19 protein-coding genes and 1 tRNA gene are annotated in these 21987 nt (G+C 65.2%); 8 read left to right on the top strand and 12 right to left on the bottom strand.

What is annotated here, in order from left to right; genetic code table 11:
- Positions 1 to 95 precede the first annotated feature (95 nt).
- From CS1BSM3_RS23710 to CS1BSM3_RS23695, 4 genes are all read right to left on the bottom strand, one after another.
- On the bottom strand, positions 96 to 629 hold the full coding sequence (locus tag CS1BSM3_RS23710) for a DUF6714 family protein (protein ID WP_143149329.1): 534 nt from the start codon (positions 627 to 629) through the stop codon (positions 96 to 98).
- A 176-nt stretch (positions 630 to 805) separates the two neighbouring features.
- Entirely contained in the window at positions 806 to 1648 is an 843-nt protein-coding gene (locus CS1BSM3_RS23705) for a dioxygenase family protein (protein ID WP_072391775.1), read from the bottom strand.
- Between the two features lie 167 nt (positions 1649 to 1815).
- Positions 1816 to 2625, bottom strand: a complete 810-nt coding sequence (locus CS1BSM3_RS23700; RefSeq protein WP_083528989.1) for an aminoglycoside phosphotransferase family protein — start codon at positions 2623 to 2625, stop codon at positions 1816 to 1818.
- Between the two features lie 18 nt (positions 2626 to 2643).
- Positions 2644 to 3270: a class I SAM-dependent methyltransferase gene (locus CS1BSM3_RS23695; protein WP_072391772.1), complete on the bottom strand. Its 627-nt coding sequence runs from the start codon at positions 3268 to 3270 to the stop codon at positions 2644 to 2646.
- A gap of 114 nt (positions 3271 to 3384) precedes the next feature.
- Between CS1BSM3_RS23695 and CS1BSM3_RS23690 the strand changes: the two genes are divergently transcribed.
- Positions 3385 to 5472: an acetate--CoA ligase family protein gene (locus CS1BSM3_RS23690; RefSeq protein ID WP_072391770.1), complete on the top strand. Its 2088-nt coding sequence runs from the start codon at positions 3385 to 3387 to the stop codon at positions 5470 to 5472.
- A gap of 97 nt (positions 5473 to 5569) precedes the next feature.
- On the opposite strand, the gene CS1BSM3_RS23685 is transcribed toward CS1BSM3_RS23690, so the two are convergent.
- Both CS1BSM3_RS23685 and CS1BSM3_RS23680 read right to left on the bottom strand, forming a co-directional pair.
- Positions 5570 to 5971: a RidA family protein gene (locus tag CS1BSM3_RS23685; protein ID WP_072391767.1), complete on the bottom strand. Its 402-nt coding sequence runs from the start codon at positions 5969 to 5971 to the stop codon at positions 5570 to 5572.
- A gap of 59 nt (positions 5972 to 6030) precedes the next feature.
- On the bottom strand, positions 6031 to 6618 hold the full coding sequence (locus tag CS1BSM3_RS23680) for a YqaA family protein (protein WP_072391764.1): 588 nt from the start codon (positions 6616 to 6618) through the stop codon (positions 6031 to 6033).
- Positions 6619 to 6773: 155 nt separating this feature from the next.
- Here CS1BSM3_RS23680 and CS1BSM3_RS28845 point away from each other — a divergent pair, with 155 nt between their 5' ends.
- The 3 genes from CS1BSM3_RS28845 to nthA all read left to right on the top strand — a co-directional run bounded on the left by CS1BSM3_RS28845 (position 6774) and on the right by nthA (position 8257).
- The gene (locus CS1BSM3_RS28845; protein WP_072394447.1) at positions 6774 to 7103 is read left to right on the top strand and encodes an SH3-like domain-containing protein; all 330 of its coding nucleotides are present in this window, start codon (positions 6774 to 6776) and stop codon (positions 7101 to 7103) included.
- The gene (locus CS1BSM3_RS28840) at positions 7103 to 7402 is read left to right on the top strand and encodes an SH3-like domain-containing protein (RefSeq protein ID WP_072391761.1); all 300 of its coding nucleotides are present in this window, start codon (positions 7103 to 7105) and stop codon (positions 7400 to 7402) included. The genes CS1BSM3_RS28845 and CS1BSM3_RS28840 overlap by 1 nt, the downstream gene beginning before the upstream one ends.
- Positions 7403 to 7576: 174 nt before the next feature.
- A complete protein-coding gene (gene nthA, locus CS1BSM3_RS23665) occupies positions 7577 to 8257 on the top strand; it encodes a nitrile hydratase subunit alpha (RefSeq protein WP_072391758.1) in 681 nt (226 codons plus the stop codon).
- 181 nt (positions 8258 to 8438) lie between these two features.
- On the opposite strand, the gene CS1BSM3_RS23660 is transcribed toward nthA, so the two are convergent.
- Positions 8439 to 10076 carry a Na+/H+ antiporter gene (locus CS1BSM3_RS23660; protein WP_072391755.1) on the bottom strand — a complete coding sequence of 546 codons (1638 nt, stop codon included), beginning with the start codon at positions 10074 to 10076 and terminating at the stop codon, positions 8439 to 8441.
- A gap of 195 nt (positions 10077 to 10271) precedes the next feature.
- Between CS1BSM3_RS23660 and CS1BSM3_RS23655 the strand changes: the two genes are divergently transcribed.
- A tRNA-Leu gene (locus CS1BSM3_RS23655) sits at positions 10272 to 10358 on the top strand.
- Between the two features lie 137 nt (positions 10359 to 10495).
- Here CS1BSM3_RS23655 and CS1BSM3_RS23650 read toward each other — a convergent pair.
- The 5 genes from CS1BSM3_RS23650 to CS1BSM3_RS23630 all read right to left on the bottom strand — a co-directional run bounded on the left by CS1BSM3_RS23650 (position 10496) and on the right by CS1BSM3_RS23630 (position 16730).
- A complete protein-coding gene (locus tag CS1BSM3_RS23650) occupies positions 10496 to 13030 on the bottom strand; it encodes a branched-chain amino acid ABC transporter ATP-binding protein/permease (RefSeq protein WP_174263765.1) in 2535 nt (844 codons plus the stop codon).
- Complete coding sequence (locus CS1BSM3_RS23645) at positions 13027 to 13902, bottom strand: branched-chain amino acid ABC transporter permease (RefSeq protein ID WP_072391752.1); 876 nt, start codon at positions 13900 to 13902, stop codon at positions 13027 to 13029. Before CS1BSM3_RS23645 ends, CS1BSM3_RS23650 begins: the two co-directional genes overlap by 4 nt.
- 81 nt (positions 13903 to 13983) lie before the next feature.
- Complete coding sequence (locus CS1BSM3_RS23640) at positions 13984 to 15222, bottom strand: ABC transporter substrate-binding protein (RefSeq protein WP_072391749.1); 1239 nt, start codon at positions 15220 to 15222, stop codon at positions 13984 to 13986.
- A 163-nt stretch (positions 15223 to 15385) separates the two neighbouring features.
- Positions 15386 to 16318, bottom strand: a complete 933-nt coding sequence (locus tag CS1BSM3_RS23635) for an IclR family transcriptional regulator (RefSeq protein ID WP_244540598.1) — start codon at positions 16316 to 16318, stop codon at positions 15386 to 15388.
- A gap of 43 nt (positions 16319 to 16361) precedes the next feature.
- Positions 16362 to 16730 (bottom strand): cupin domain-containing protein, encoded by a 369-nt coding sequence (locus CS1BSM3_RS23630; protein WP_083528842.1) that lies wholly within the window; start codon positions 16728 to 16730, stop codon positions 16362 to 16364.
- A 139-nt stretch (positions 16731 to 16869) separates the two neighbouring features.
- Between CS1BSM3_RS23630 and CS1BSM3_RS23625 the strand changes: the two genes are divergently transcribed.
- The 3 genes from CS1BSM3_RS23625 (at position 16870) to CS1BSM3_RS23615 (ending at position 21973) form a co-directional block, all read left to right on the top strand.
- Entirely contained in the window at positions 16870 to 18723 is a 1854-nt protein-coding gene (locus tag CS1BSM3_RS23625) for a thiamine pyrophosphate-binding protein (RefSeq protein ID WP_244540597.1), read from the top strand.
- A gap of 31 nt (positions 18724 to 18754) precedes the next feature.
- Positions 18755 to 19459 (top strand): SDR family oxidoreductase, encoded by a 705-nt coding sequence (locus tag CS1BSM3_RS23620; protein ID WP_072391740.1) that lies wholly within the window; start codon positions 18755 to 18757, stop codon positions 19457 to 19459.
- A gap of 210 nt (positions 19460 to 19669) precedes the next feature.
- Positions 19670 to 21973 (top strand): heavy metal translocating P-type ATPase, encoded by a 2304-nt coding sequence (locus CS1BSM3_RS23615; protein WP_174263764.1) that lies wholly within the window; start codon positions 19670 to 19672, stop codon positions 21971 to 21973.
- The last annotated feature ends 14 nt before the right edge of the window (positions 21974 to 21987 follow it).

Here is a 21987-nt window from a genome sequence, read left to right as displayed (position 1 = left end):
CAGTCGGGCGCTGCTCGCTCACGACTGCTGCTTTGCTGAAGACCGCGGCCAATGGCTTTTCTGCAAGCCCTCGGTTGGGGGCAGAAGCGATCCAGTCACGACGCGTCGGCAGCGCGCGCGTGCCAGTACTTTGCGAGGGCCTCGGCAATGGCCTCTCGTTCGAGCGGCGTGGCGCGCGCGACGACGCGCCATTCGAGATACATGACGATCGCGCGCGCCTGTGGTCGCGTGAGAGCCGACCAGCGAGCCCGGGCATAGTCGCCCCAGGTTCGTGGCTGGCGCGGGTGAATGCGCTCTTCGCCGACACCGTGGGCAAATCCATAGGTGAGAGCGAACACGGGATCGGCGCCGCCGAGCCGCCCATTGAGATCGGCCGAGAGAAAAGCCGGAATATAAAAGCAGACAGCCTCGTCGGAGAGAAAGCTCAGCGCCGTCGACAATCCGTCGGGCACGGCGTCGAGCCAATCGGGATCGAGCGTCGTCCAATCGGATTTGTCACGGAAGGCCTGCGCCACGGCCATGGGCTCATGGCCCCGCGTCGTATTCACGAGAGCGGCAAACGCCCTTTGGCGCGTCGCGGGAAAGGCGCGCATCAACTCCTGCAGTATCATCTCGGCGGACGTCGGCATGTGAGCCTCTGTCGATGCACTCCGCGCCTGGTGAGCAACTTGCACGAACGCAATTCCGTTGCTCATCCTATCAAACCGCAGGGAATGAACAATGCGCGCGAAGGTCTCCGACCGCCCGCCGAAGGCTGGGATTGGCCGATGTATTCGATGCCTCGAGCCAGCAGCGTTTGCGGACGTCACGCGGCCTGAAGGCCAATCGTCACGGTCCCGCCATAGCTGCCGTCCGGCGCCTTGGTCATGGCGAGCGTCTGGGCGGCAAGCTGCTTCGGCGTGTTGTCTCTGAAAATCCCGTCGCGCTCGAGCGGTGACTTGGCAAAGGCCGCTATGCTCGCCTTGTAGGCGGGCACGCTGTTGTAGACAGCGGTGCAGACGTCACCGGGAATGGCGAGCTGTGAAGTGAGGAGGCGGTTCCTGTAGTCGGTCGCCTTGGCGAGGCTCGGATAGACCTCGAAGTGGAAGTGGGGATAGCGCCCCATGTAACAGCCGGGCACGATGGTGGTGAGCGTCATCTGGCCCTTGGCGTCGGTCACACCGACGGCGCGCAGGTACGTTGCATTCGGCAGGTCGTAGATCGAATATTTGCCGGCCGCATCACAGTGCCAGAGATAGATCGCGTGATCCTTCAGCGGTGCACAGCTCCTGCTCACGTCCACGAGGTTGAGCGTGAACTTGAGCTCGACACCCGCGGCAGGAGCGCCGCTGTTGTCGAGATTGGGCCGCATGTCCGCGCGAACGATGCCGCTGTCGGTGAGGACATTGGCCAGCGTGCCATGCGCGCGATTGGAACCATCGGCCGGGAAGGGACCGGCTGTTTCGCGCGGATGGGCGACGCATTCGACGCCGTCCGCCCCCTTGCCGACGATCTCGGCCTCGGCGCGTCCCACGAAGGGGAGATAGTCGCAGCCTGCAAGGCCGGCCGTGGCTGCCGCGCCGAGCAGCGTGAGGGCAGTACGGCGAGAAAGCAGCCTGCCGAGATCGTGCGGCAAGCCAAGATCATGATCGTCGTCGTGTGCGGCCATCGAGGAGACAACTCCATATGAGCATCGTGCACGCGTGAGCCATCGCCCAAGCGGAATTATGTCCTGCGATATCAAATTGGTGCGAGGTTCGTCGCTTACAAGATGGTGTGGCCGACGCGCCCACGACACGTGAGCGGGCAGAAAAGAGAAATGGGATGCAAGGCGGCTCAGTCGGCGATCTCGGCTACCGCCAGTTCCGCGATGGCGAGGTCGATTTCGGCGCTCATGCCGTCGTCGATGAACCATGCGGCCGACAGCCCGCACCATGCGAGTATCCATTGCGCCAGCCGATGGCGCTCGATGCTGGCGTGCTCGGCGACGATTGCGAGGCGGCGGCGAAATCGCGCCGGATCGCGCGCCACGCCGAGCGCAGGATCGCCGAGGTCCGGATTGCAGAAGATGTTCGCGTAGTCGAAGGCGCGCTCGCCGAGGATTGCGTGCGGATCAATGGCGAGCCAGCCGCGCGCGCCGAAGTCGAGCACGTTCTCGTGGTGAATGTCGCCGTGCAGGGGCACGACATCTCGCGGCTCGGCCAACAGCGCGCGAGCAGCGACGTCGGCGCGTGCGAGCAAGCCGCCATGCGTTCGAGCGACCGGCGAGAGCGGCGCGAACCAGACATCGAGCGATACGAGTTCGGGATTGGGCTTCGCGCGGGGCGCATGAAGGGCGGCGACGGCATCGCAGAGTATGCGCGTCGCTTCGTCATCGCGCCCGTTGCGGGCATACTCGACGAGAGAGCGCGTTCCAAGTGCGCGCTCCATGAGGATGGCATCGCCGTCCATCTCATAGACGCGCGCCGCGCCCTGCCCCTCCCACCACGCGAGGAGGCTGTTGCCCGGCTTGGCCTCATCGAGCGTGACGACTTTCAGCATGGCGGGCGCGCCGTCCCGCCGCACGGGCAAGAGATGAGCCGCGGGCGTCGTTATGGGCGCGCCATCGGGAAGGAGCCTCCATCGCTCGATATAGGGGGCGAAAATCGCGCCGTGCATGGCTCCCTACGCGACCTGATGGGCCGGCGCGCGCACGGTCAGCATTTTGAGGATGTCATCGACCACGAAGCGGCTCTCGACGACCTCCAGGCCCGCCTCGGGCACGCGCTCTTCCGTATGGCGGTCGTAGCTCGCGCCGTAAGCCCAGGCGACCCAGGGCTGCCAGATGTACGTGATGGCGCGGCGCAGCTGGCCACTCGGCCGGACGTATTCGAGCAGGCGGATGAGCCCGCCGGGCCGCACGACGCGGCCAAGCTCGCGCAGTGCCGGTACCTGCTGGTTGTCGGGCAGGACGCAGAAAAGGAAGCTCGACACCGCGGCGTCGAAGGAGGCCGTGGGGAAACTGAGGGCGGTCACGTCCATTTCGTAGAGCCGGCCGCCCGCAGCGAGCGTCGGGCACCGCGTGCGGGCCCGCTCCAGCATTGCGGGGCTCGTGTCGATGCCCGTGACGACGGCCTCCGGTGGGTAGAATTCGCAATTCCGCCCGGTGCCGATGCCGGCATCCAGGAGCTGGCCTGATAGCCCATCGAACAGCTTGGGGCGCAACGGGCGATAGCGGCTGCGCTCGAACGGGCCATCGAGGAAGTCGTAGAGCGGGGCGATCCGCTGGTAGCGCTCGACGTTTGTCGTCATGTCATATCTCCTATATGTCCGGACATATGGCGGATCATGGCTCGATCGGATAGACATAGCCTGAAACAGCGGCTTCGAGCATGAATTGTGGGCCGCCAAGGGAGGACTTTGACCATGGCCAGACCCTTCGCCGACTGCCTGCTGCGCCCCGAGCGCGTTGCCATTGTCGGGGCCTCCGGCGACGTGAAGAAGAACAACTCGCGCCCGCAGCGTTATCTGCGCAAGCACGGCTTCACCGGCACAATTTATCCGATCAACCCCGGCTACAAGGAGCTCTTCGGCGAGCCCTGCTACGCCTCGCTGGCCGACTGCCCGGAGCCGCCGGATCACGCCTACGTCATGCTCGGCACGAACTCGGTTGTCGAGGCTATCCGCGACTGCGGCAAGGCCGGCGTCGCGGCGGCGACCATCTTCGCAGGTGGCTTCGCCGAAGGCGGCGAGGCCGGCAAGGCGCGCCAGGCGGCACTGATTGCGGCGGCGCGTGAGGGCGGCGTACGCCTCATCGGCCCGAACAGCCTCGGCGTGATCAATACGCACTGGCCGCTGACGCTTTCCGCCAACGCCGTGCTCGAGCGCGAGCGTTTGCCCAAGGGCCGCACGGGGCTCGTCTCGCAGTCGGGCTCCATGATCGGCGCGCTCGTCAGCCGCGGCGAGGCGCGCGGCATCGGCTTCTCGACGCTCGTCTCGATCGGCAACGAGTGCGATCTCACGGTCGGCGAGATCGCGTCCATGCTGGTCGACGATCCCGATACCGACGTGATCCTGCTCTTCCTCGAGACCATGCGCGATCCCGTCGGCGTGGCGGAGATGGCGCGGAAGGCGCACGCGGCCGGAAAGCCGGTCATGGCCTATGTGCTCGGCCGCTCCGATCTCGGGCAGGCACTTGCGCAGTCGCACACCGGCGCCATGGTCGGCGAGACGCGCGCACTCGACGCCTTCCTCTCTGACTGCGGCATCATGCGGCTCGATCATTTCGAGAGCCTCATCGAGGCGCCGCTCCTGCTCAAGGGCCGCAAGCCTGCCAAGGGCAAGCGCGTCGCCGTGACGACGACGACGGGGGGCGCGGCTGCGCTGGTCGTGGATCATCTGGGCTCGCGCGGCATCGAGGTCGTGCCCGCGGCGGAGACCCTGAGCGAGGGCCTCGCGGCTTTCAAGATCGATGTCGCGCCCGGTGCGCCGATCGCGGATCTGACCATGGCCGGCACCAAGCCCGAGGTGGTCGATACGGTCATGTCGAGCTTCATGGCCGATCCTCGTGTCGATGCTGTGGTTGTCGGCGTCGGCTCCTCGGCGGAATACTTCCCGGAGCTCGCCGTCGCGCCGCTCGCCAAATGGGCGAGTGCCGAGAAGCCGATCGTCGCCTTCCTGCTGCCGAATGCGCAGCGCTCGCTCGAGCTGTTGGCCGGGGCGGGCATCGCTGGCTTCCGCACACCCGAGGCCTGCGCCGATGCGCTCGGGGCCTATCTCGATTGGACGCCGCCGCGTGCGAAGGACGCGATCGCGCTGCCGGCTGCAGCGCGTGCCGCGCTCGATGGGGCAAAGGGTGCTGCAACTCTGAACGAGCAGCGGGCGCTGGAGCTGTTCTCGGCGCTCGGCGTGCCAGTGCCGGCGATTGCGCAGGTGAGCGATGCGGCAGGCGTCGATGCCCTGAAGCTCAACTATCCCGTCGTCGCGAAGATCCTCTCGGCCGACATCGCACACAAGAGCGAGGTCGGCGGCGTGAAGATCGGCATTGCCGATGCTGCGGCATTGAAAGCCGCCGTCACGACGCTGCTGAGCGACGTGCCGAAGAAAGTGCCCGGCGCGCGCATCGATGGCGTTGTCGTGCAGGAAATGATCAAGGGTCTCGGCGAGGCGATCGTCGGCTTCCGCCGCGATCCGCGCGTCGGGCCGCTCGTCGCGGTCGGCGTCGGCGGTATCCTCGCCGAAGTCTATGGCGACGTCGCCGTGCGGCCCGCGCCGGTCGATCTGGCGTCCGCGCGCGCCATGATCGCCGAGGTCAAGGGCTTCGCGCCGCTGCGCGGATTCCGCGGACTACCGGAAGGCGATCTTGACGCCCTGGCGGCGATCGTCGTCACGATTTCACACCTAGCGCTCTCTGATGTACCGCAGATCACCGAAGCAGAGATCAATCCCGTCATCGTGCGCGCGAAAGGCGAGGGCGCAGTGGCGGTCGATGGCTTGGTGGTGTTGGCGGGCTAGGTCGCGCCTGCGGCGCGAGTGGGGCTTTCGCCCCACGCCCCAATCGGGGGACACCCCCGAACCCCCGTCTTTTATGGACGGGAGTTCGCGGCGACCGCTAGCCGACGACGGCAATAGCCTCGATCTCGATGAGCCATCCCGGCGCCGCGAGCGCTGAAATGCCGACGAGCGTGCTCGCCGGCGGCTCACGGCCGGCAAAGAACGGCGTCCGCGCCTTGCCGATGATGGCGCGATGCTCCGGTTTGTAGTCCACGACGTAGGTCGTGATCTTGACGACGTCGGCGAAGCTCGCGCCTGCCGCCGCGAGCGCCAGGCCGAGGTTCCGCATGACCTGCTCGGTCTGCGCGCCGAGGTCGCCGGCACCCACCAGGTTGCCTTGGCTGTCCATCGCGACCTGCCCGGAGATGTAAACTGTGCGGGCACCCGACGCGACCGCCACATGCGAATAAGCCGGATTTTTGAAGAGACCGTCGGCCTGAGGATACGCGATAGCGCTCATTTCGATCCCCTGTTTCCTGTCGAGCCGCGCGTATGCGCCCGATCGCGCACGCGCTCCTTCTATGACACGTACCGCACCACCACGTACAATCCAATGAGCGCCGCACATCCGAGCGCGGCGAGCATGCCTAGGCGCTCCTCGATGAAATGGCGGATGGTGACGCCGTACCTGTTCAGCAGCCACGCGAGGAAGAGGAAACGCGCGCCGCGGGCCACGATCGCCGAGGCGATGAACAGCCAGATATTCACGTGGAGCGCGCCGGACAGGATGGTCACCACCTTGATGGGCGGCAGATGCGACAGGCCCGACGTGATGAGCAGGAGCAGGATCAGATCCGCGTCGGCGGAAGCACGCAGTTGCTCGAAGGCCTCGAACTTTCCGTAGAACTCGAGGGCGGGCTTAGCGATCGCATCGAATGCATAGTAGCCGATGGTCCAGCCCGCAATCCCGCCGAGAACGGAGGCGACGGTTGCCACGAGCGCGTACCGGTACGCCCTTCCCGGCCAGGCAAGCGCCATGGGCACGTAAAGCACATCGGCGGGGATGAGGAAGACCGAGCTTTCAACAAAGGCAATGAAGGCCAGCCACCATTCCGCGGACTTGCGGGCGGCAAGCGACATAGTCCAGTCATAGAGGCCGCGAAGCATGAGAGCCCTCCCGGATCGGGCGTGCGATTTAGCGGGGCGGACCCGGTCGGCGCAATGGCAATTCTATGCGGCTTGGTGTCAATTTGCCGAGGTGTGGTTGACGGGCCGACCCAACCGCCGCAAGGATGGCGGGCGGGATGGAAGAGGAGGCGGACATGGCCGAGCGTGGCGTCCACGACATGGGTGGCGAGGCCGGCGGGCCGGTCGACAATCACGAGCACGTGCCGACGCTTTCCGAGCGCCGGGTCGATGCGCTGATGCAGCTCATGCGCGCCAATCCGAGGAGCTACTGGGTCGTCGACGAGATGCGCCGCACGATCGAGAGCCTGACGCCCGGGCATTACAATGCCGCCGGCTACTACGAGAAGTGGGCCTACGCGCTCCGTGGCCTCCTCATCGAGAAAGGCGTCGTCACCGAAGCCGAGATCGACGCCAAGCTCGCGGAAGTGAAATCGCGCGTTGCCGAGCAGTCGGAGAAATGCTGATGGCAGCTTTCGAGATCGGCCAGGCGGTGAAAGTGCGCGCGGAGCACCCGCTCAGGCCGCAGCCCATCCACATCCGCACGCCGTGGTACTTGCGCGGCAAGCACGGTGTCGTCGAGCGGCGCTTCGGTGAGTTCCACAATCCCGAGCATCTTGCCGTCGGTCAGTATGATACGCCCGAAGTGACCCTCTACTGGGTGCGCTTCACCATGGACGAGCTTTGGGCTGGCGAAGGCTCTTATGGCTCGAATGACAGCCTGATCGTCGAGATCTACGAGCACTGGCTAGTGTCCCAATTCTGAAGTTCGCCAAACCTCGATGCTAATGTCCCGAGCGAACTTCAGAATTAAAAGGGACACTAGGATCATATGCTTTCTAGTGTGATTCAGATCGAGAAATTCGTTCAGTACCGTGCCGCGAGATCGGACGAATTTCTCGATCACACTAGAGCTGGACGATAGCGCGCGGAGGGCAGCATGAGCCACGATCACGACCATGATCATGATCACGACCATCACCACGATCATGACCACCCGCACGATCACGGCCCCTTCCAGCCGGACATCAAGGAGCCGACAGAGGAATGGGAGTTCCTCGAGATCGCCATGCGCGAGCTGCTGATCCAGAAGGGCATCATCACCGCGCGCGAAGTCGAGGACATGATCGAGGAGTGGGACGGCAAGGTGCCCGAGAATGGCGCCCGCGTCGTCGCCCGCGCGTGGACGGATGCGGCTTACAAAGCGCGCCTGCTCGCGGACGGCAATGCCGGCGTGCAGGAAATGGGCATGGACCTGCCGGGCCTGAAGCTCGTCGTGCTCGAGAATACGCCAAAGGTGCACCACATGATCGTGTGCACGCTCTGCTCCTGCTATCCGCGCACGATCCTCGGTCTGCCGCCGCTCTGGTACAAGTCACGCGCCTACAGGACGCGTACCGTGCGGGAGCCGCGCGCGGTGCTCGCCGAGTTCGGGACGGAGCTTCCCGACAGCGTCGAGGTACGGGTGGTCGATTCGACGGCCGACTGCCGCTATCTCGTTCTGCCCATGCGCCCTGAAGGCACGGACGGCTGGAGCACGGACGAGCTTGCGCGCCTCGCGACGCGCGACAGCATGATCGGCACGGCGCAGGCGCTGAACCCCGAGGGGGCCCGCGGCTGAGCCGGAAGGCGCTTCGGGTGCCCTAGTGTCCCGATGCCGAAGTTCGCTCGGGAAGCCAGCATCGACGTGGGGCGAACTTCGGCATCGGGACACTAGAAGCCTAAATTTTCTAGTGTGATTCAGATCGAGAAATTCGCTCGGTACGGTGCGGCGAGATGTGGCGAATTTCTCGATCATCACACTAGTGCGCATAGCGCGCTTCCATCAGGTCGATCTCGCGCACGAGCTTGCGAACGAGATCATGCGATACTCGGCGTGAGCGGGCGAGCCGGAACAGCTCGTCGCGCTCGGCCTTGAGGCCTTCCATGCGCAAGCGGTGCTCGATCTCCTCGACGTGCCGCACGAACTCGGCATTTTCACCTGTTTTGGCGCGTCCATCGATCCTCTCGCGATAGAGATCCATGAGGCGCGCGCCGGCGTCTGCATAGAGGTTCGCGTCGCTGCGCCCCTGCCCCATCTCGTGCTGCTTGCGCTCGATGGCCTTGATGGCCGCGCGGGCGGCGGCGGCGCGGGCAATATTCTCCTGGCGACTGTTCGAGGTCTCCTGCGGCAGCTTCAGGCCTTTGAGGAGGTACGGCAGCCCGATGCTCGCCGCGATGAGCGACATGATGATCACGCCCGTAGCGAGGAAGATCGCGAGGTCTCGGGCCGGGAATGGCGTACCGTCGGGCATTCCGAGCGGCAGCGTGAGGATGCCGGCGAGCGTGATTGCGCCGCGCACACCGGCGAGCGATGTCGCGGCGATCAGTCGCCAGCCCGGGTTCTGGAGGGCGCTGCCATTTCGCCGCGCTCTGTACATCGTGAAGCGGAAGGACACCCAGACCCATGCAAAGCGCAGGGCCGCGAGCGCCGCGTTGATGATGATGACGTAGAGCGGCAGCCAGATCCAGTGATGGTGGCCCGCGTCGCGCAATGCGTCCGCTGCCTTGCCGATGATGCTCGGAAGCTGCTCGCCGAGCAGGACGAAGATGATCCCGTTGAGCGAAAACTGCAGAAGGTCCCACACCGCGGCGCGCCGCACGCGCGTAACGGCAAGTGCCTGCCCGCTCTGCTCGGCGTAGCTCATGGTGATGCCGGCCGAGACGGCTGCGAGAATGCCGGAGCAGTGAAAGTGCTCCGCGAGCAGATAGGCGCCGAATGGAATGAGCAGGCTGATGAGGATTTGCGATCCGCTCTCCTCGCCGAGGCGGCGCGAGGCATAGTCCTTCGCCTTCATGATGATCCACGTCACGCCGACGCCGATCGCGATGCCCGCGATCGCGAGCCACACGAAGGTGCTGAATGCGGAGACGAGGGAGAACGTGCCCGTCAGCGCCGCGGCGACGGCAAAGCGCATGCAGACGAGGCCCGATGCATCATTGAGCAGCGACTCGCCTTCCAGAATGTGCATGAGCCGCTTGGGAATGGGCACGCGGGCTGCAATGGCGGAAACGGCGATCGGATCCGTCGGAGAGAGGATGGCCGCCAGCGCGAACGCGACAGCCAGCGGCATCGACGGGATCATCCAGTGGATGAGAAGCCCGACGCCGAGCACGGTGAATACGACGAGGCCAAGCGCCAGCTCCAGGATCGTACCCCTGTCCCGGAACAGGCCTTCCTTGGGTATGCGCCATCCGTCGAGGAACAAGAGGGGCGGCAGGAAGAGCAGAAAGAAAATGTGGGGCTCGAGCACGACGCGGAGGTCGGCGATGTTCCCGATGGCGGCGCCGAGACCTATTTGAACGAGAGGCAGTGGCAGGGCGATCGGCAGGGCTCTGGCGAGAATGCCGCTGAAGACGACCGCAAGCAGCATGAACAGAGACGTCGTGATGCTCTCCACCCGTCACTCCGAATTCCAGAGAGTTGGACCGTGAATTGGGATTTGGCCGCGTGTTCCGACAATAGGCCCCCGGCTGGGAACCATAGCTTCGGCGCGCGGCCGATCATCGTGTCGCAGCGTAGCAATAGTTGGGCGGGTGGGTGTGTCCGGCGTCCGTTGACGGGGGGCTCGCCGCCGCTATAGTGCCGCGCCGTTGCCTCAGTGGCGGAACCGGTAGACGCGACAGACTCAAAATCTGTTATCCGCGAGGGTGTGGGGGTTCGAGTCCCTCCTGAGGCACCAATCTCCGCTTATATTATTGAAATATAATGGATTTCTGCGAATGGGCACCAGTTCAGGATGGGCCTGTCAATCGGACAGCGGCCCTCGAAGCCTCTGACACGCTGTCAGTCCCTTTGCGTGGCGATTCTCCGTGAGCCTCAGAGCCACAGGACGCGTTTGCGCTCGTCGAGATTGTGCAGCAGCTCCGATGCCGGTCCCTCGTGGAAGACCGCGCCACGCTCGAGCGCGAAGACCCGATCGGCAAGCGCCAGAACGAGGTCGAGATTGTGCTCGACGATGATGATCGAGACGTGCTCGCGCAGCCGATCGAAGACGTCGAACAACTCGAGCACCACGCTCGGCGCCAATCCCTCGAAGGGCTCGTCGAGGAGCAGCAGCTTCACATTGCCGGAGAGCGTGCGTGCAACGGCGACCATCTGCTGCTCCCCGCCGGAGAGGTAGTCGGCCGCGACGTGCATCCGTTCTTGGAGGCGCGGGAAGTATTCGAGAATGCGCTCCTCGCTCCACACCACGCCTGTGGCGCCGTCCGTTGCGCGTGCCAGTCGTCCGAGTGCCAAATTCTCGGCGACCGACATGCCCGCAAACAGGCCGCGCCCCTGCGGCACGTAGCCGATGCCGGCGCGTGCGACATCGGGCGCTGGGAGGTCCGCGATATCGCGCCCGTCGAATTTGATGGAGCCTGATGCCGCCGGTACAAGGCCTGAGAGCGTTTTCAGCAGCGTCGATTTGCCGGCGCCATTGCGGCCGAGCAGGGCGACGATTTCGCCCTTGCGCACGTCGAGCGAGACGTCGCTCAGGATGTGACTTTTGCCATAGAAGGTGTTGATGCCTTCGATGCGCAGCACCTCGCCAGCGCCGGCAAGATCGACAGTGCGGCTCGCAGCGGGTGGAACGCCCGTGCCGGTATAGACTTCCTGCACACGCCGATCCGCGCGCACGGCCTCCGGCGAGCCGCTCATGAGCACCTCGCCCTGGTTCATCACGGTGACGCAATGCGAGAGGCCCAGCACGCGATCGATATCATGCTCGACGATCAATACCGGCACGTTGCGCCCGATGTTCGCAACGAGACGGGATACGCGCTCGCGCTCGGCTGCCGCGAGACCTGCCAGCGGCTCGTCGAGCAGCAGAACTTGCGGCTTCGAGCCGAGCGCGATGCCGAGATCGACGAGACGCTGCCCGCCGTAGGAGAGATCCCCCGCTTGAACGCGCTCGATGCCTTCGAGACCGAGGAACTGCATGAGCTCCTGCGTCTCGGCGTGGATCTCGGGGAAATCATCGATATCGCGCCAGGCATTGAAACGCGACGAATGGCGCGCCTGCAGCGACAAGCGGATGTTCTCGTAGATCGAAAGCGTTTTGAACAGGCTCGTGATCTGAAACGAGCGTGCGAGGCCGAGCGCGCAGACGCGATCCGGCGTGAGGCCTCCGATCTCGCGATCGAGCAGGCGCACGCTGCCGGCATCTGGAGGGAACAGGCCAGAGACGAGATTGAAGAGCGTTGTCTTGCCCGCGCCATTGGGTCCGATCAGCGCATGGATCGTGCCGCTCTGGACCGCGATATCCGCGGATACAACCGCACGGATGCCGCCGAACTGCTTGGCAATGCCCTTGGCTTCCAGAACCTGCCCGTCGTGAGCCTCGGGCCGCAGGAAACGCGGCAGCTCCAGCCCCTCGTAGATGCGCCGCTTGCTCATGGCGGCGGCGTCGGTCTCCTTCGGCCTCCAGCGGCTCGACAGGCGCGCCCAGATCCCGACGAGCCCGCTCGGCGAATAGAGAACGAAGGCGATGAAGATCAGGCCGAACCACAGCAGCCAGTTGCCCGTCCAGATCGAGAGGATCTCGCGGAACAGGATGTAGAACAGCGCGCCGAGTGCGGGCCCGAGGATATTGTGCATCCCGCCGATGACGACCATGGCGAGCAGCTCGCCCGAAAAGGGGACGGAGGTCGCCTCCGCCGATACGAGATAGTGCAGGAAGGCCGTGAGCGCGCCGGCGAGACCCGTCACGGCTGCCGAGAGCACGAAGGCGGCAAGCTTGTAGCGCTCGACAGGGTAGCCCTGGAACGTCGCGCGGAGCTGGTTCTCGCGAATGGCGACGAGCACATGGCCGAACGGCGAGCGCACGACGCGCAGCAAGCCGTACAGCACGCCAAACGCTATGACGGAGATGAAGGCGTAGTAGGCGAGGGCGTTGTCGAGATCGATCGGCCCGAGGCGCCCCCGCGTGAGCCCGCCGAGGCCATCCTCACCGCCGGTGACGTCGCTCCAGCGGAAGGCAATATTGTAGCAAAGAGCCACGAGCGCGAGTGTCAGCAGGGCGAAGTAGACGCCGCGCCGGCGCAGGATGAGAAAGCCGACGATCGTTGCGGCCAGTGCCGTCAGCAAGACCGCGAGTACGATCGGCAGGATGATCTGGTCCGGCAGCAGGTTCTTCTGCAGCAGGCCTGCTGAATAGGCGCAGAGACCGAACCAGGCGCCATGGCCGAACGATGTCAGGCCGGTGTAGCCGACGAGAACGTTGAGACCCATGGCCGCGATCGCCAGCGTCACCACGACGCTCGCGGTGTTCACGGTCAGGCCGAGCAGCGCCATGACGCTCGGCAAGGCGAGGAGCGCCACGGCGCCGACCCACAGCGGCCGGTTCTTTTGTGCCAGGAGCGCCCTGCTCATTCGAACTTCTCTATGCGTTCGCCGAGCAGACCGCGCGGCCGCAGCAGGAGCACGAGGATCATCAATACGTACATCGAGGCTTCGCCGGCCGGCGGCAGGAAGTGGATCGTCACGCCGCGCACGACGCCGACGAGGATGGCCGCGAGCACCACGCCCCAGAAGCTTCCGAGGCCGCCGATGACGACCACCACGAATGCCGCCGTGATGATTTCGGCGCCCATGGCCGGGTGCACGATGGTGATCGGCGCAAAGAGCGCGCCGCCGAGCGCCGCTGTGCCGACGCCAAGCGCGACGATGGTCGTCATGTAGGGCTGCAGGCGGATGCCGAGCGCCGCTACCATGTCCGGCCGCTGGATGCCGGCACGGACGACGCTCCCGAATGATGTCTTGTGCAGCAGCAGCCAGATTGCGGCGAGGACCACGATCACGATGGCAAGCAGCGTCAGCCTGTAGCGCGAAAACAGGAAGTCACCGATGATGATCGCGCCCTTGAGCTCCTGCGGGATCGATGCCGGCAGTGGAGCCGCGCCCCACACAATGCGGATCACCTGCTCGGCCACCATCGCCAGCCCGAACGTGACGAGCAGGCTGAGAATGGGATCGGCCGTATAGAAGCGGCGCAACAGGAAGCGCTCGAACAGCACACCCAGCATGCCGACCACGACCGGCGACAAGGCGACGGCAGAGACGAAGCCCAGGCGCTTGCCGATCTCGAGCGAGATGTACGCACCGAGCGCGTAGAAGGCGCCGTGCGCGAGATTGACCACGCCGCCGACACTGAAGATGAGCGAAAGGCCGAGCGCAATCAGGAGGTAGTAACCTCCGAGCACCAAGCCGTTCACCACCTGCTCCAGCAGGAACATCAATTGCATGGGTGGATCAGTGCTGCGCGAGGCCAGGATGCGGGGCGAGAAGCAAGAGGGTGCGGAGATGTCCGCACCCCGGTGAGGCGATCACATCTTGCACTCGCTCTGCTCCTTCGTCGGCGCGAGCACCTCGAGAGGCTGGTCTGCTGCGGGAACGGCCGCGCCGAGCTTGAGGAAATCCCACTGGTCCTTCGCCTGCCCTTTCGGTTTCACGGTGAAGGGATAGGCCTCCTGCATGAGCTGATGATCCCACGAGCGGAAGTAGCCCTTGCGTGCTTTCAGCAGGTCGAACTGCGGCTCCTTCTCGAAGTAGGCGATCAGGGTATCCGTGTCCGTCGACTTCGTCTCCGCCATTGCCTGCGCCATGATCTTCAGTGTGACGTACTCGATCCAGGCGTGGTTCTCGGGCGGCTTGCCGTACTTCTTGGCGAAGTCCGCGACGAAGGTCTTCGAGGCCGGTATGTCGAGGTCGTGGTGCCAGACCGTCGGCCAGATGCCGCTGAGGTTGCCTTCGCCGGCGGCCCAAGCGTCCGCGGTATTGAGGTTGAAGCCCGCGATCGGAAAGGGGAGGCCAAACTCGGCATACTGCTTGACGAAATTCGTCACCTGATTGCCGCCGAGATTGGTGGAGACGAGATCGGGCTTCGCCTGCCGGACTTTCAGGAGATAAGGGCTGAAGTCGGTGGCATCGGTAGCGACCAGCTCGTCACCGACCTGCGTGCCGCCGTTTGCCGCGTAGAAATTCTTCGCCGCCTTCGCGAGATCGTGCCCGAAGAGATAGTCCGACGTGATGCTGAAAATGCGCTTGCCCTTGACGAGGCCTTCGCGGAGCAGCGCCTGCCCGGCCGCGTTCACCATCACCGTCACGGGAATGTCGACGTGGAAGGTGTAGCGATTGCAGTCCTTGCCACGCAGCACGTCCGAGCGTGCGCCGATGCTCATGAAGAGGCGCTTGTTGCGCGCCGCCACCTGCATGATCGTCTTCGCCGACGCTGAATTGATCTCGCCGAGCAGCACCGTCGCGCCGTTCTGCTCGAGCATGCGCTGGGCCTTCGTCGAGGCCGTCGCCGGATTGACCGAGTCCTCCGACATCACCTCGAGCGGGCGCCCGAGAACGCCGCCGGCCTTGTTGATCTCCTCCTCGGCCATCTTGAGGCCGAGCTGCGCATAGGCGCCGAGCGCACCGAGAAAGCCGGTGAGCGGCGTCAGATGGCCGATCTTGATGACGTTCGCCTGGGCCCGCCCGATGGCGGGAAACCCGAGCGCCGATCCTCCGGCGAAGGCGGCGCCGGTCTTCAGAACCTGCCGACGGTCTATGCGAGTCATCTCTGAAATATCCTCCCAATGGGCTGCTCTCTGCGGAGCCCCCTCCACCTGTTCGCTCATTCAACATCATGAGAGGTGGTTTCTTGTTGTGGCAGGAGTGTTCCGTAACGTTTGCGCGCTGTCAACGCCAAATCGGCGGCATGTCGAGCGCGGCCATTACCGCCTAGCGAATGGTCTGCACGGTCTCGCGCCGGGGCACATCAAGCGTCTTGCGCTCATCCGCAGCGCGATGGCCGAAGTCCTCCGACAGGCGCTCCGCCGCGGCAGCCACAGCCTTGCCATGGCGCTGCATCACATCATCGGAAAGGCGCCAGATCGGACCCGAGATGCCGAGCGCGCCCACGACGCTGCTGGTGAAGTCCCGCACGGCGACGCCGGCGCAGCGCACTTCCAGATTGAACTCGCCGTCGTCGAACGCGACGCCGGTGCGGCGCACATTCTCGATTTCCCGGATCAGCTCCGGGATCTCGGTGATCGACCGCTTGGTCACCGGAGTGAGCGGATTGCGCTGAATGAAGAGCCGCAACTGCTCGGGCGTGAGCGAAGCGAGGATCGCCTTTCCGAGCGCCGTGCAGTGCGCCGGCCGGACGACACCCACGCGGTCCGTCATCTGAAAGGCGCCCGAGCCGCTGGTCCGGGCCAGGACCACCACCGCGTCACCCGCCCGCACGCAGAAGTGGGCGCTTTCTCCCGTCGTTCGCGAGAGCTCCTCGAGCACTGGAGTGGCGAGTTGGATCATCTCGATCTCGTCGAGAGCGCTTGCCGCAAGCGTGAACATCTTGCGGCCGATCCGGTAGCGCTTCGTTTCCGGCTCCTGGCGGATATAGCCCAGAGAAACGAGCGTTTTCGCGAGATGGAACGCCGTCGAATTGTGCAATCCAACCAGTCGGCTGAGATCGGCAAGGCCGATCCCATCGCGATGGCGCGCGACCACCTCGATAATGCCGAAGGCACGCCCGAGCGACTGCACGCCGACCCGCTGCGCAGCATCGTCGCCTGCGGGCTCCTGCGACGCGACCGGCGCGCTCTTGCGGCGGGCATACTTCTTCCGGCTCGCGGTCTGTTGTGCCGGCGTATTCTTCGATCGCTCGCTCAAGGTCTCGACTCCGGTATCGTCTTTCAAGTTCGGTGGGAGGCGCCTACGCGGCGCCATCTTCGACCGGCGAGGTTATCACCAGAAACACCAGATCGACGAGGCCGCTGTTGGAGATGGCGTGATCGATGCCCGGCGGCAGGAAGATGACATCGTGCTCGCGCACGACCCGGCTCTGCCCGTCGATCTCCATGAGGCCTTCGCCCTTGAGCACGTGATAGATTTGCTCCTGGGTCTTGTGACGGTGCACCTTCACGTAGGCCATGGGCTGGTACATCGAGATCCTGTAGTCGAGGTGTCTGGCCTCTGAATTCTGTGGCCAGACCAGCGGTTTCGACAGTGCCCCGCCGAAGTGGTCCGGGAACTCACGCCACGGCACTTCTGCAATATTGCGGATGAACCATTTAGCTTCCATCTCGCGCGCCTCCCTATCTCGATCTGATCGTCGATGAGCCAGCCGCGGCATCGCCCGCCGCAGGGCCCATCATGCCACAATATCAATTGACGTGCCGAATTGTGAGAAATAGCTTCGCGGGGAGGTTCGGCGCCGCCCCATGGCCGCGCCCAAATGGCCGAAAGCGGCGCAGCAGGGGGCAACGCATCCGATGTCGACACCGAACAGGCTCAATGGCGCGCAGGTCATCGTCGACTATCTGATCCGGGAGGGCGCCCCCTACGCCTTCGGCCTCTGCGGGCACGGCAACATCCAGTTCATCGATGCGCTCTATGAGCGCTCGCACGACATCAAGACGATTTCCGTGCACCACGAGAGCGTCGCGGGGTTCATGGCCGACGTCTACTACCGCGTGTCGGGCCAGCCGACCGCCACGTTCACCTCTTGCGGCCCAGGATCGGCCAACCTGCCCATCTCGCTCGGCAATGCGTATCTCGACTCCGTGCCTTTCCTCGCGGTGACCGGCAACGTGCCGACGAGCCAGTTCAATCGCGGCGCCTTTCAGGAGCTCTACCGGCACTACCAGGCCGACTTCCCCTCGACCGTGCGCAGCTACTGCAAGAAGGTCTTCCAGCCGACGCGCGGCGACATGGTGCCGCTCGCCGTGCGCCAGGCGTGGAAGACGATGGTGACCGGACGTCCAGGCCCCGTCGTTCTCGACGTGCCGTTCGACGTGTTCATGGAGGGCGCGGCGGAGGAAACGCCCGACCCGCGCGAGTGGACGGCCAATATCTCGAGCCGCTGTGGCGCCGACCCGGATGGCGTGGTGAAAGCCGTCGACATGCTGCTGTCGGCGGAGCGGCCTGTCATCCTGGTCGGTCAGGGTGTGCGCTATGGCGGCGCTGCTGCGGAGCTGTTGCGCCTCGCCGAGATGCTGCAGATCCCCGTTGCCGCCTCGGCGAGCGGCATGGGCGCCATCGATGCGAGCCATCCGCTCGCGCTCGGTCTCGTCGCGCGCGCCGGCCACTACCAGGCCAACCACGCGGCCCGTCAGGCCGACGTCCTGCTTGCGCTCGGCGTGCGCTTCGACGACCGCACGTCGAGCTCGTGGATTCCCGGCTACTCGTTCACGATCCCGCCGACGAAGCTCATTCACGTCGATATCGATCCCGAGGAGATCGGCCGCAACTATCCGGTCGCGCTCGGCCTCATGGCGGACGTGCGCACGTTCCTGCGTCAGGTGCTCGCCGAGATCGCGACGCGCAAGACCGTCGACGCCAAGCTCGATGCGCGCAAGAAGTGGCTCGCCGCCATCGACGGCTATCGCAAGGAGTGGGATGCATTCGTCGCGCCCGGTTTCTCCGATGATCGCTCGCCCATCAACCCGCAGCGCGCCGCCCACGAGATCGACCGCTGCTTGCCCGAGGATGCCATCCTCGTGAGCGACATCGGCGTGCATCACAACTGGCTGCTCGGCTTCTGCAAGCCGCGACGTCCCGACTCGCTGATCGGCTCCATGGGCTTCGGCCCCATGGGCTTTGGTGTGGCCGGTGTGTTGGGCGCCAAGCTCGCCGCGCCGGATCGTCCGTGCGTCTCGGTGTGCGGCGACGGCGCCTTCTTCATGCACGCGAACGTGCTCGGCACGGCCGTCGAGTACAATCTGCCCGTCGTCTGGGTTGTCTGGAACAACTACGCCTATGCCTCGATCCGCGGCCTTCAGCGCGGCTATCTCGGCGGGCGCGAGCTGGCGACGGACTTCCACGATCCGACGACGGGGCAGCGCTACAACCCGGACTTCGCCGCCATGGCGCGCTCGGCTGGCGTCGCGGGCGAGCGTGTCGACCGCGCCGCCGACATCGGCGACGCCATCCGCAAGGCCATTGCGGCCAACAAGCCCTATCTCATCGACGTCGACATTGCGGCAGACACCAACCCATCCGGTGCCGGCGTCTGGGAGCTTCCCGGCCTCGGCCGCAGCAAACCCGGCATCGGCAAACGCTACGAGCCGACGTGACTTCGACGCCGCGCAGCCAGGAGGAGCGGACATGAAGCTTGCAGGCAAGAAAGTCGTCGTTGTCGGGGGCTCATCGGGCATCGGTCTCGCCACCGCCGCGATGGCGAAAGCCGACGGCGCCGAGGTCGTCATTGCTGCGCGCACGCCCGAGCGTCTCGAGGCGGCTGCGAAGTCGCTCGGTGCAAGCGCAATCGCCACCGACGTCTCGAGCGACGACAGCGTGAATGCGCTGTTCAAGGCGTGCGGCCCAGTGGATCATGTCGTCGTCACGGCCGCTCAGTTGCGCACCGGTCCGTTCAAGACTGTGTCGATGGCGGATGTGCGCGCGACGATGGAAAACAAGTTCTGGGGCGCGTGGCGCGTCGCACGGGCGGCCGAGATCCGCGCCGGCGGCTCGCTCACTTTGACAACCGGATTCCTGAGCGTACGCCCGCGCCCTGCAGCGGCCATCGTCGGCGCGGCCAATGGCGCGCTCGAGTCGCTCGCGCGCAGTCTCGCGCTCGAGCTTGCGCCGGTGCGTGTCAACGCCGTCTCGCCCGGGATCGTGGATACGCCGATCCGCGCCGCCATGCCCGAGGCGCAGCGCCTCGATATGCTCGCGAAAGTGGCGGCCGGACTGCCCACAGGGCGCGTTGGCTTGGCCGATGATATCGCCCAGCAGATCCTCTCGTTCATGACGAACGGATTTGCGACAGGCTCCATCGTCTATATCGATGGCGGCGCACTGATTGCCTGAAGGTGCGCCGAGAGGCTTGCAGGATCGGCCATAACCGGATGCGCCTGCAAGCGCCGGGTTGAACAGGTTGTCCAACAATCCGGCAGCTCATCTCGCTTCTCTGTGACAAGCACGACCGCGCGCGACATGGGATCAGCAATCGAAATACCGTCCGATAGACGGTAGATGGTAGTTCTTCGAATCCCCTCGGTCGCACCTGCGGAGCATAGTATGGCGGGATTGATCTCTGATCGCGTCTTGCGCAGGCTGCTGGCCGGTATTGCCCTTGCGGGCCTGGTTCTTGGCAGCTCTGCATGGCTCCTCGGACACGTGCGGCTGGCAAACGGCATCTGGGCCGCCGGGACCATTCCCGTCATCATTGGCTTGGCCGTATCGATCGTGCGGGATCTCCTCGCCCGCAAGCTCGGCGTGGATGCCGTCGCGTTCGTATCGATGGCCGGCGCTCTCACACTCGGGGAATACCTGGCCGGCGCCGTCATCGCGATGATGTACGCCGGCGGCAATCTTCTCGAAGACTTGGCGGTCGCGCGCGCCGAGCGGAACCTGAGCCAGCTCATTGATCGCGCGCCCCGCTTTGCCCATCGCAAGGACCCAGCTTCCGTTACCGACATTCCCGTCGACGAGGTTCGCGTCGGGAACATTCTGCTGGTCAGAGCGGGAGAGGTCGTGCCCGTCGATGGCTCCATCCAATCAGCCCATGCCGCGCTCGACGAGGCGGCCCTGACGGGAGAGCCCATTCCCGTGACACGCACCAAGGGGGAGATTGCGCGCAGCGGAAGCATCAATGTGGGCGACACATTCGAGATGCTTGCGACGACCATCGCTGGCGAAAGCACATATGCCGGCATCGTGCGCATGGTGAGTGCCGCACAAACAGCGAAGGCGCCGTTCATCCGCCTCGCCGATCGCTACGCACTCCTTCTGCTCCCGGCGACTTTGCTTCTGGCAGGATTGGCATGGGCCTTCTCGGGAGACCCTGTGCGAGGGCTTGCCGTGCTCGTTGCCTCCACGCCCTGTCCTCTCATTCTGGCGGCGCCGGTGGCCTTCATTGCCGGGGTCGCGAGAGCCGCCCGCTCGGGCGTTCTCATAAAGGGCGGCGGTCCTCTCGAGGCCCTCGCGCGCACGCGCACGGTCCTGCTCGACAAGACGGGCACGCTGACTGTCGGGGGCGCTCGTCTCATCGCTATCGAGCCGGCTCCGGGGGAGGATGCCAACAACGTCCTGAGGCTTGCCGCCTCTCTCGAGCAGGCGTCGCATCATGTGGTGGCTGCAGCGCTCATTGCCGCCGCGAGATCGCGGGGGCTTGCCCTACAGGTTCCGGATCACGCTCGCGAGGCCATGGGATCCGGGCTCGAGGGTGTTGTCGACGGCAAGCATCTCAAGGTCGGATCCTACCAGCTCGTCTGTGGTCCGACGGCACTCACGTCATGGGCTGCACGCACATTGCGGCGAGCTTCCTGGCGCTCAGCCCTCAGCATTTTCGTGGCCGTCGATGGAAGGCTGATCGGGGCAATTCTGCTGGCCGACGAGCTCAGGCGCGAGGCGCCGCGAGCCGTGCAGACCCTCCGCACGGCAGGCGTGTCCCGCATCGTCATGGTGACGGGAGATCGAGCCGACGCCGCAGAGACCATCGGTGCAGCCCTCGATCTCGATGCCGTGCTCGCGGAGCGCGTGCCATCCGACAAAGTGGAAGCTGTCACGACAGAGAAGAAGCGAAGTCCAACGGCGATGGTCGGGGATGGCATCAATGACGCGCCCGCCTTGGCTGCCGCCGACGTGGGGATCGCGATGGGCGCCGGCGGGGCCAGTGCGTCTTCGGAAGCAGCCGACGTCGTGGTTCTCGTGGATCGGCTCGATCGCGTCGCGGAGGCCGTGCTCATTGCGCGTCGTACGCGCGCCATTGCATTGCAGAGCATAATTGTCGGCATGTCGCTGTCGGGCGTTGCCATGCTCGCGGCGGCCTTCGGATGGCTAAGCCCCGTTGCTGGAGCTTTGACACAAGAGGCGATCGACGTTGCCGTCATCCTGAATGCCCTTCGCGCGCTCAGTCCTCCGATGAAGAGAGCGCGCAGGCCTTCGATTCCCCAATCCGTTGTTCGGACGCTGCAACAAGAGCACCAGGATCTCCGTCTGGTGCTCGATCGCCTGCGCGAGATCGCAGATCGCCTGGACGACGCTGCACCGGCGGAAGTCGCTGTTCTCATTACCGAGGCCAACCGACTCGTGACGCAGAACATCGTCGCCCATGAGCGCCAGGACGAGAGCGGGATCTATCCGCGCCTGGCCGAAGCCCTCCAAGACGGCCATGGCTTGGCTGCCATGAGCCGGGCTCACCGCGAAATCCTCCACCTGGCGCGGCTGCTCGGACGCCTGACGGACGCGTTGCGGGAGAGTGACGTCGACCGCTATCTGACCCGCGACGCTCAGCGGGTCATCGAGGCCATCGAAGCACTCGTCCGCCTCCATAACGCCCAGGAGGAGGACATCTACGAGCACGCGGCAGCAGGAGGCTGAGCGCTCGGGGCCGT

The organism is Hyphomicrobium sp. CS1BSMeth3, from assembly GCF_900117415.1.
Classification (GTDB): Bacteria; Pseudomonadota; Alphaproteobacteria; order Rhizobiales; family Hyphomicrobiaceae.
The sequence above is the reverse complement of the archived record's forward strand: the minus strand, read 5'-3'. Positions and strand labels throughout refer to the sequence as shown.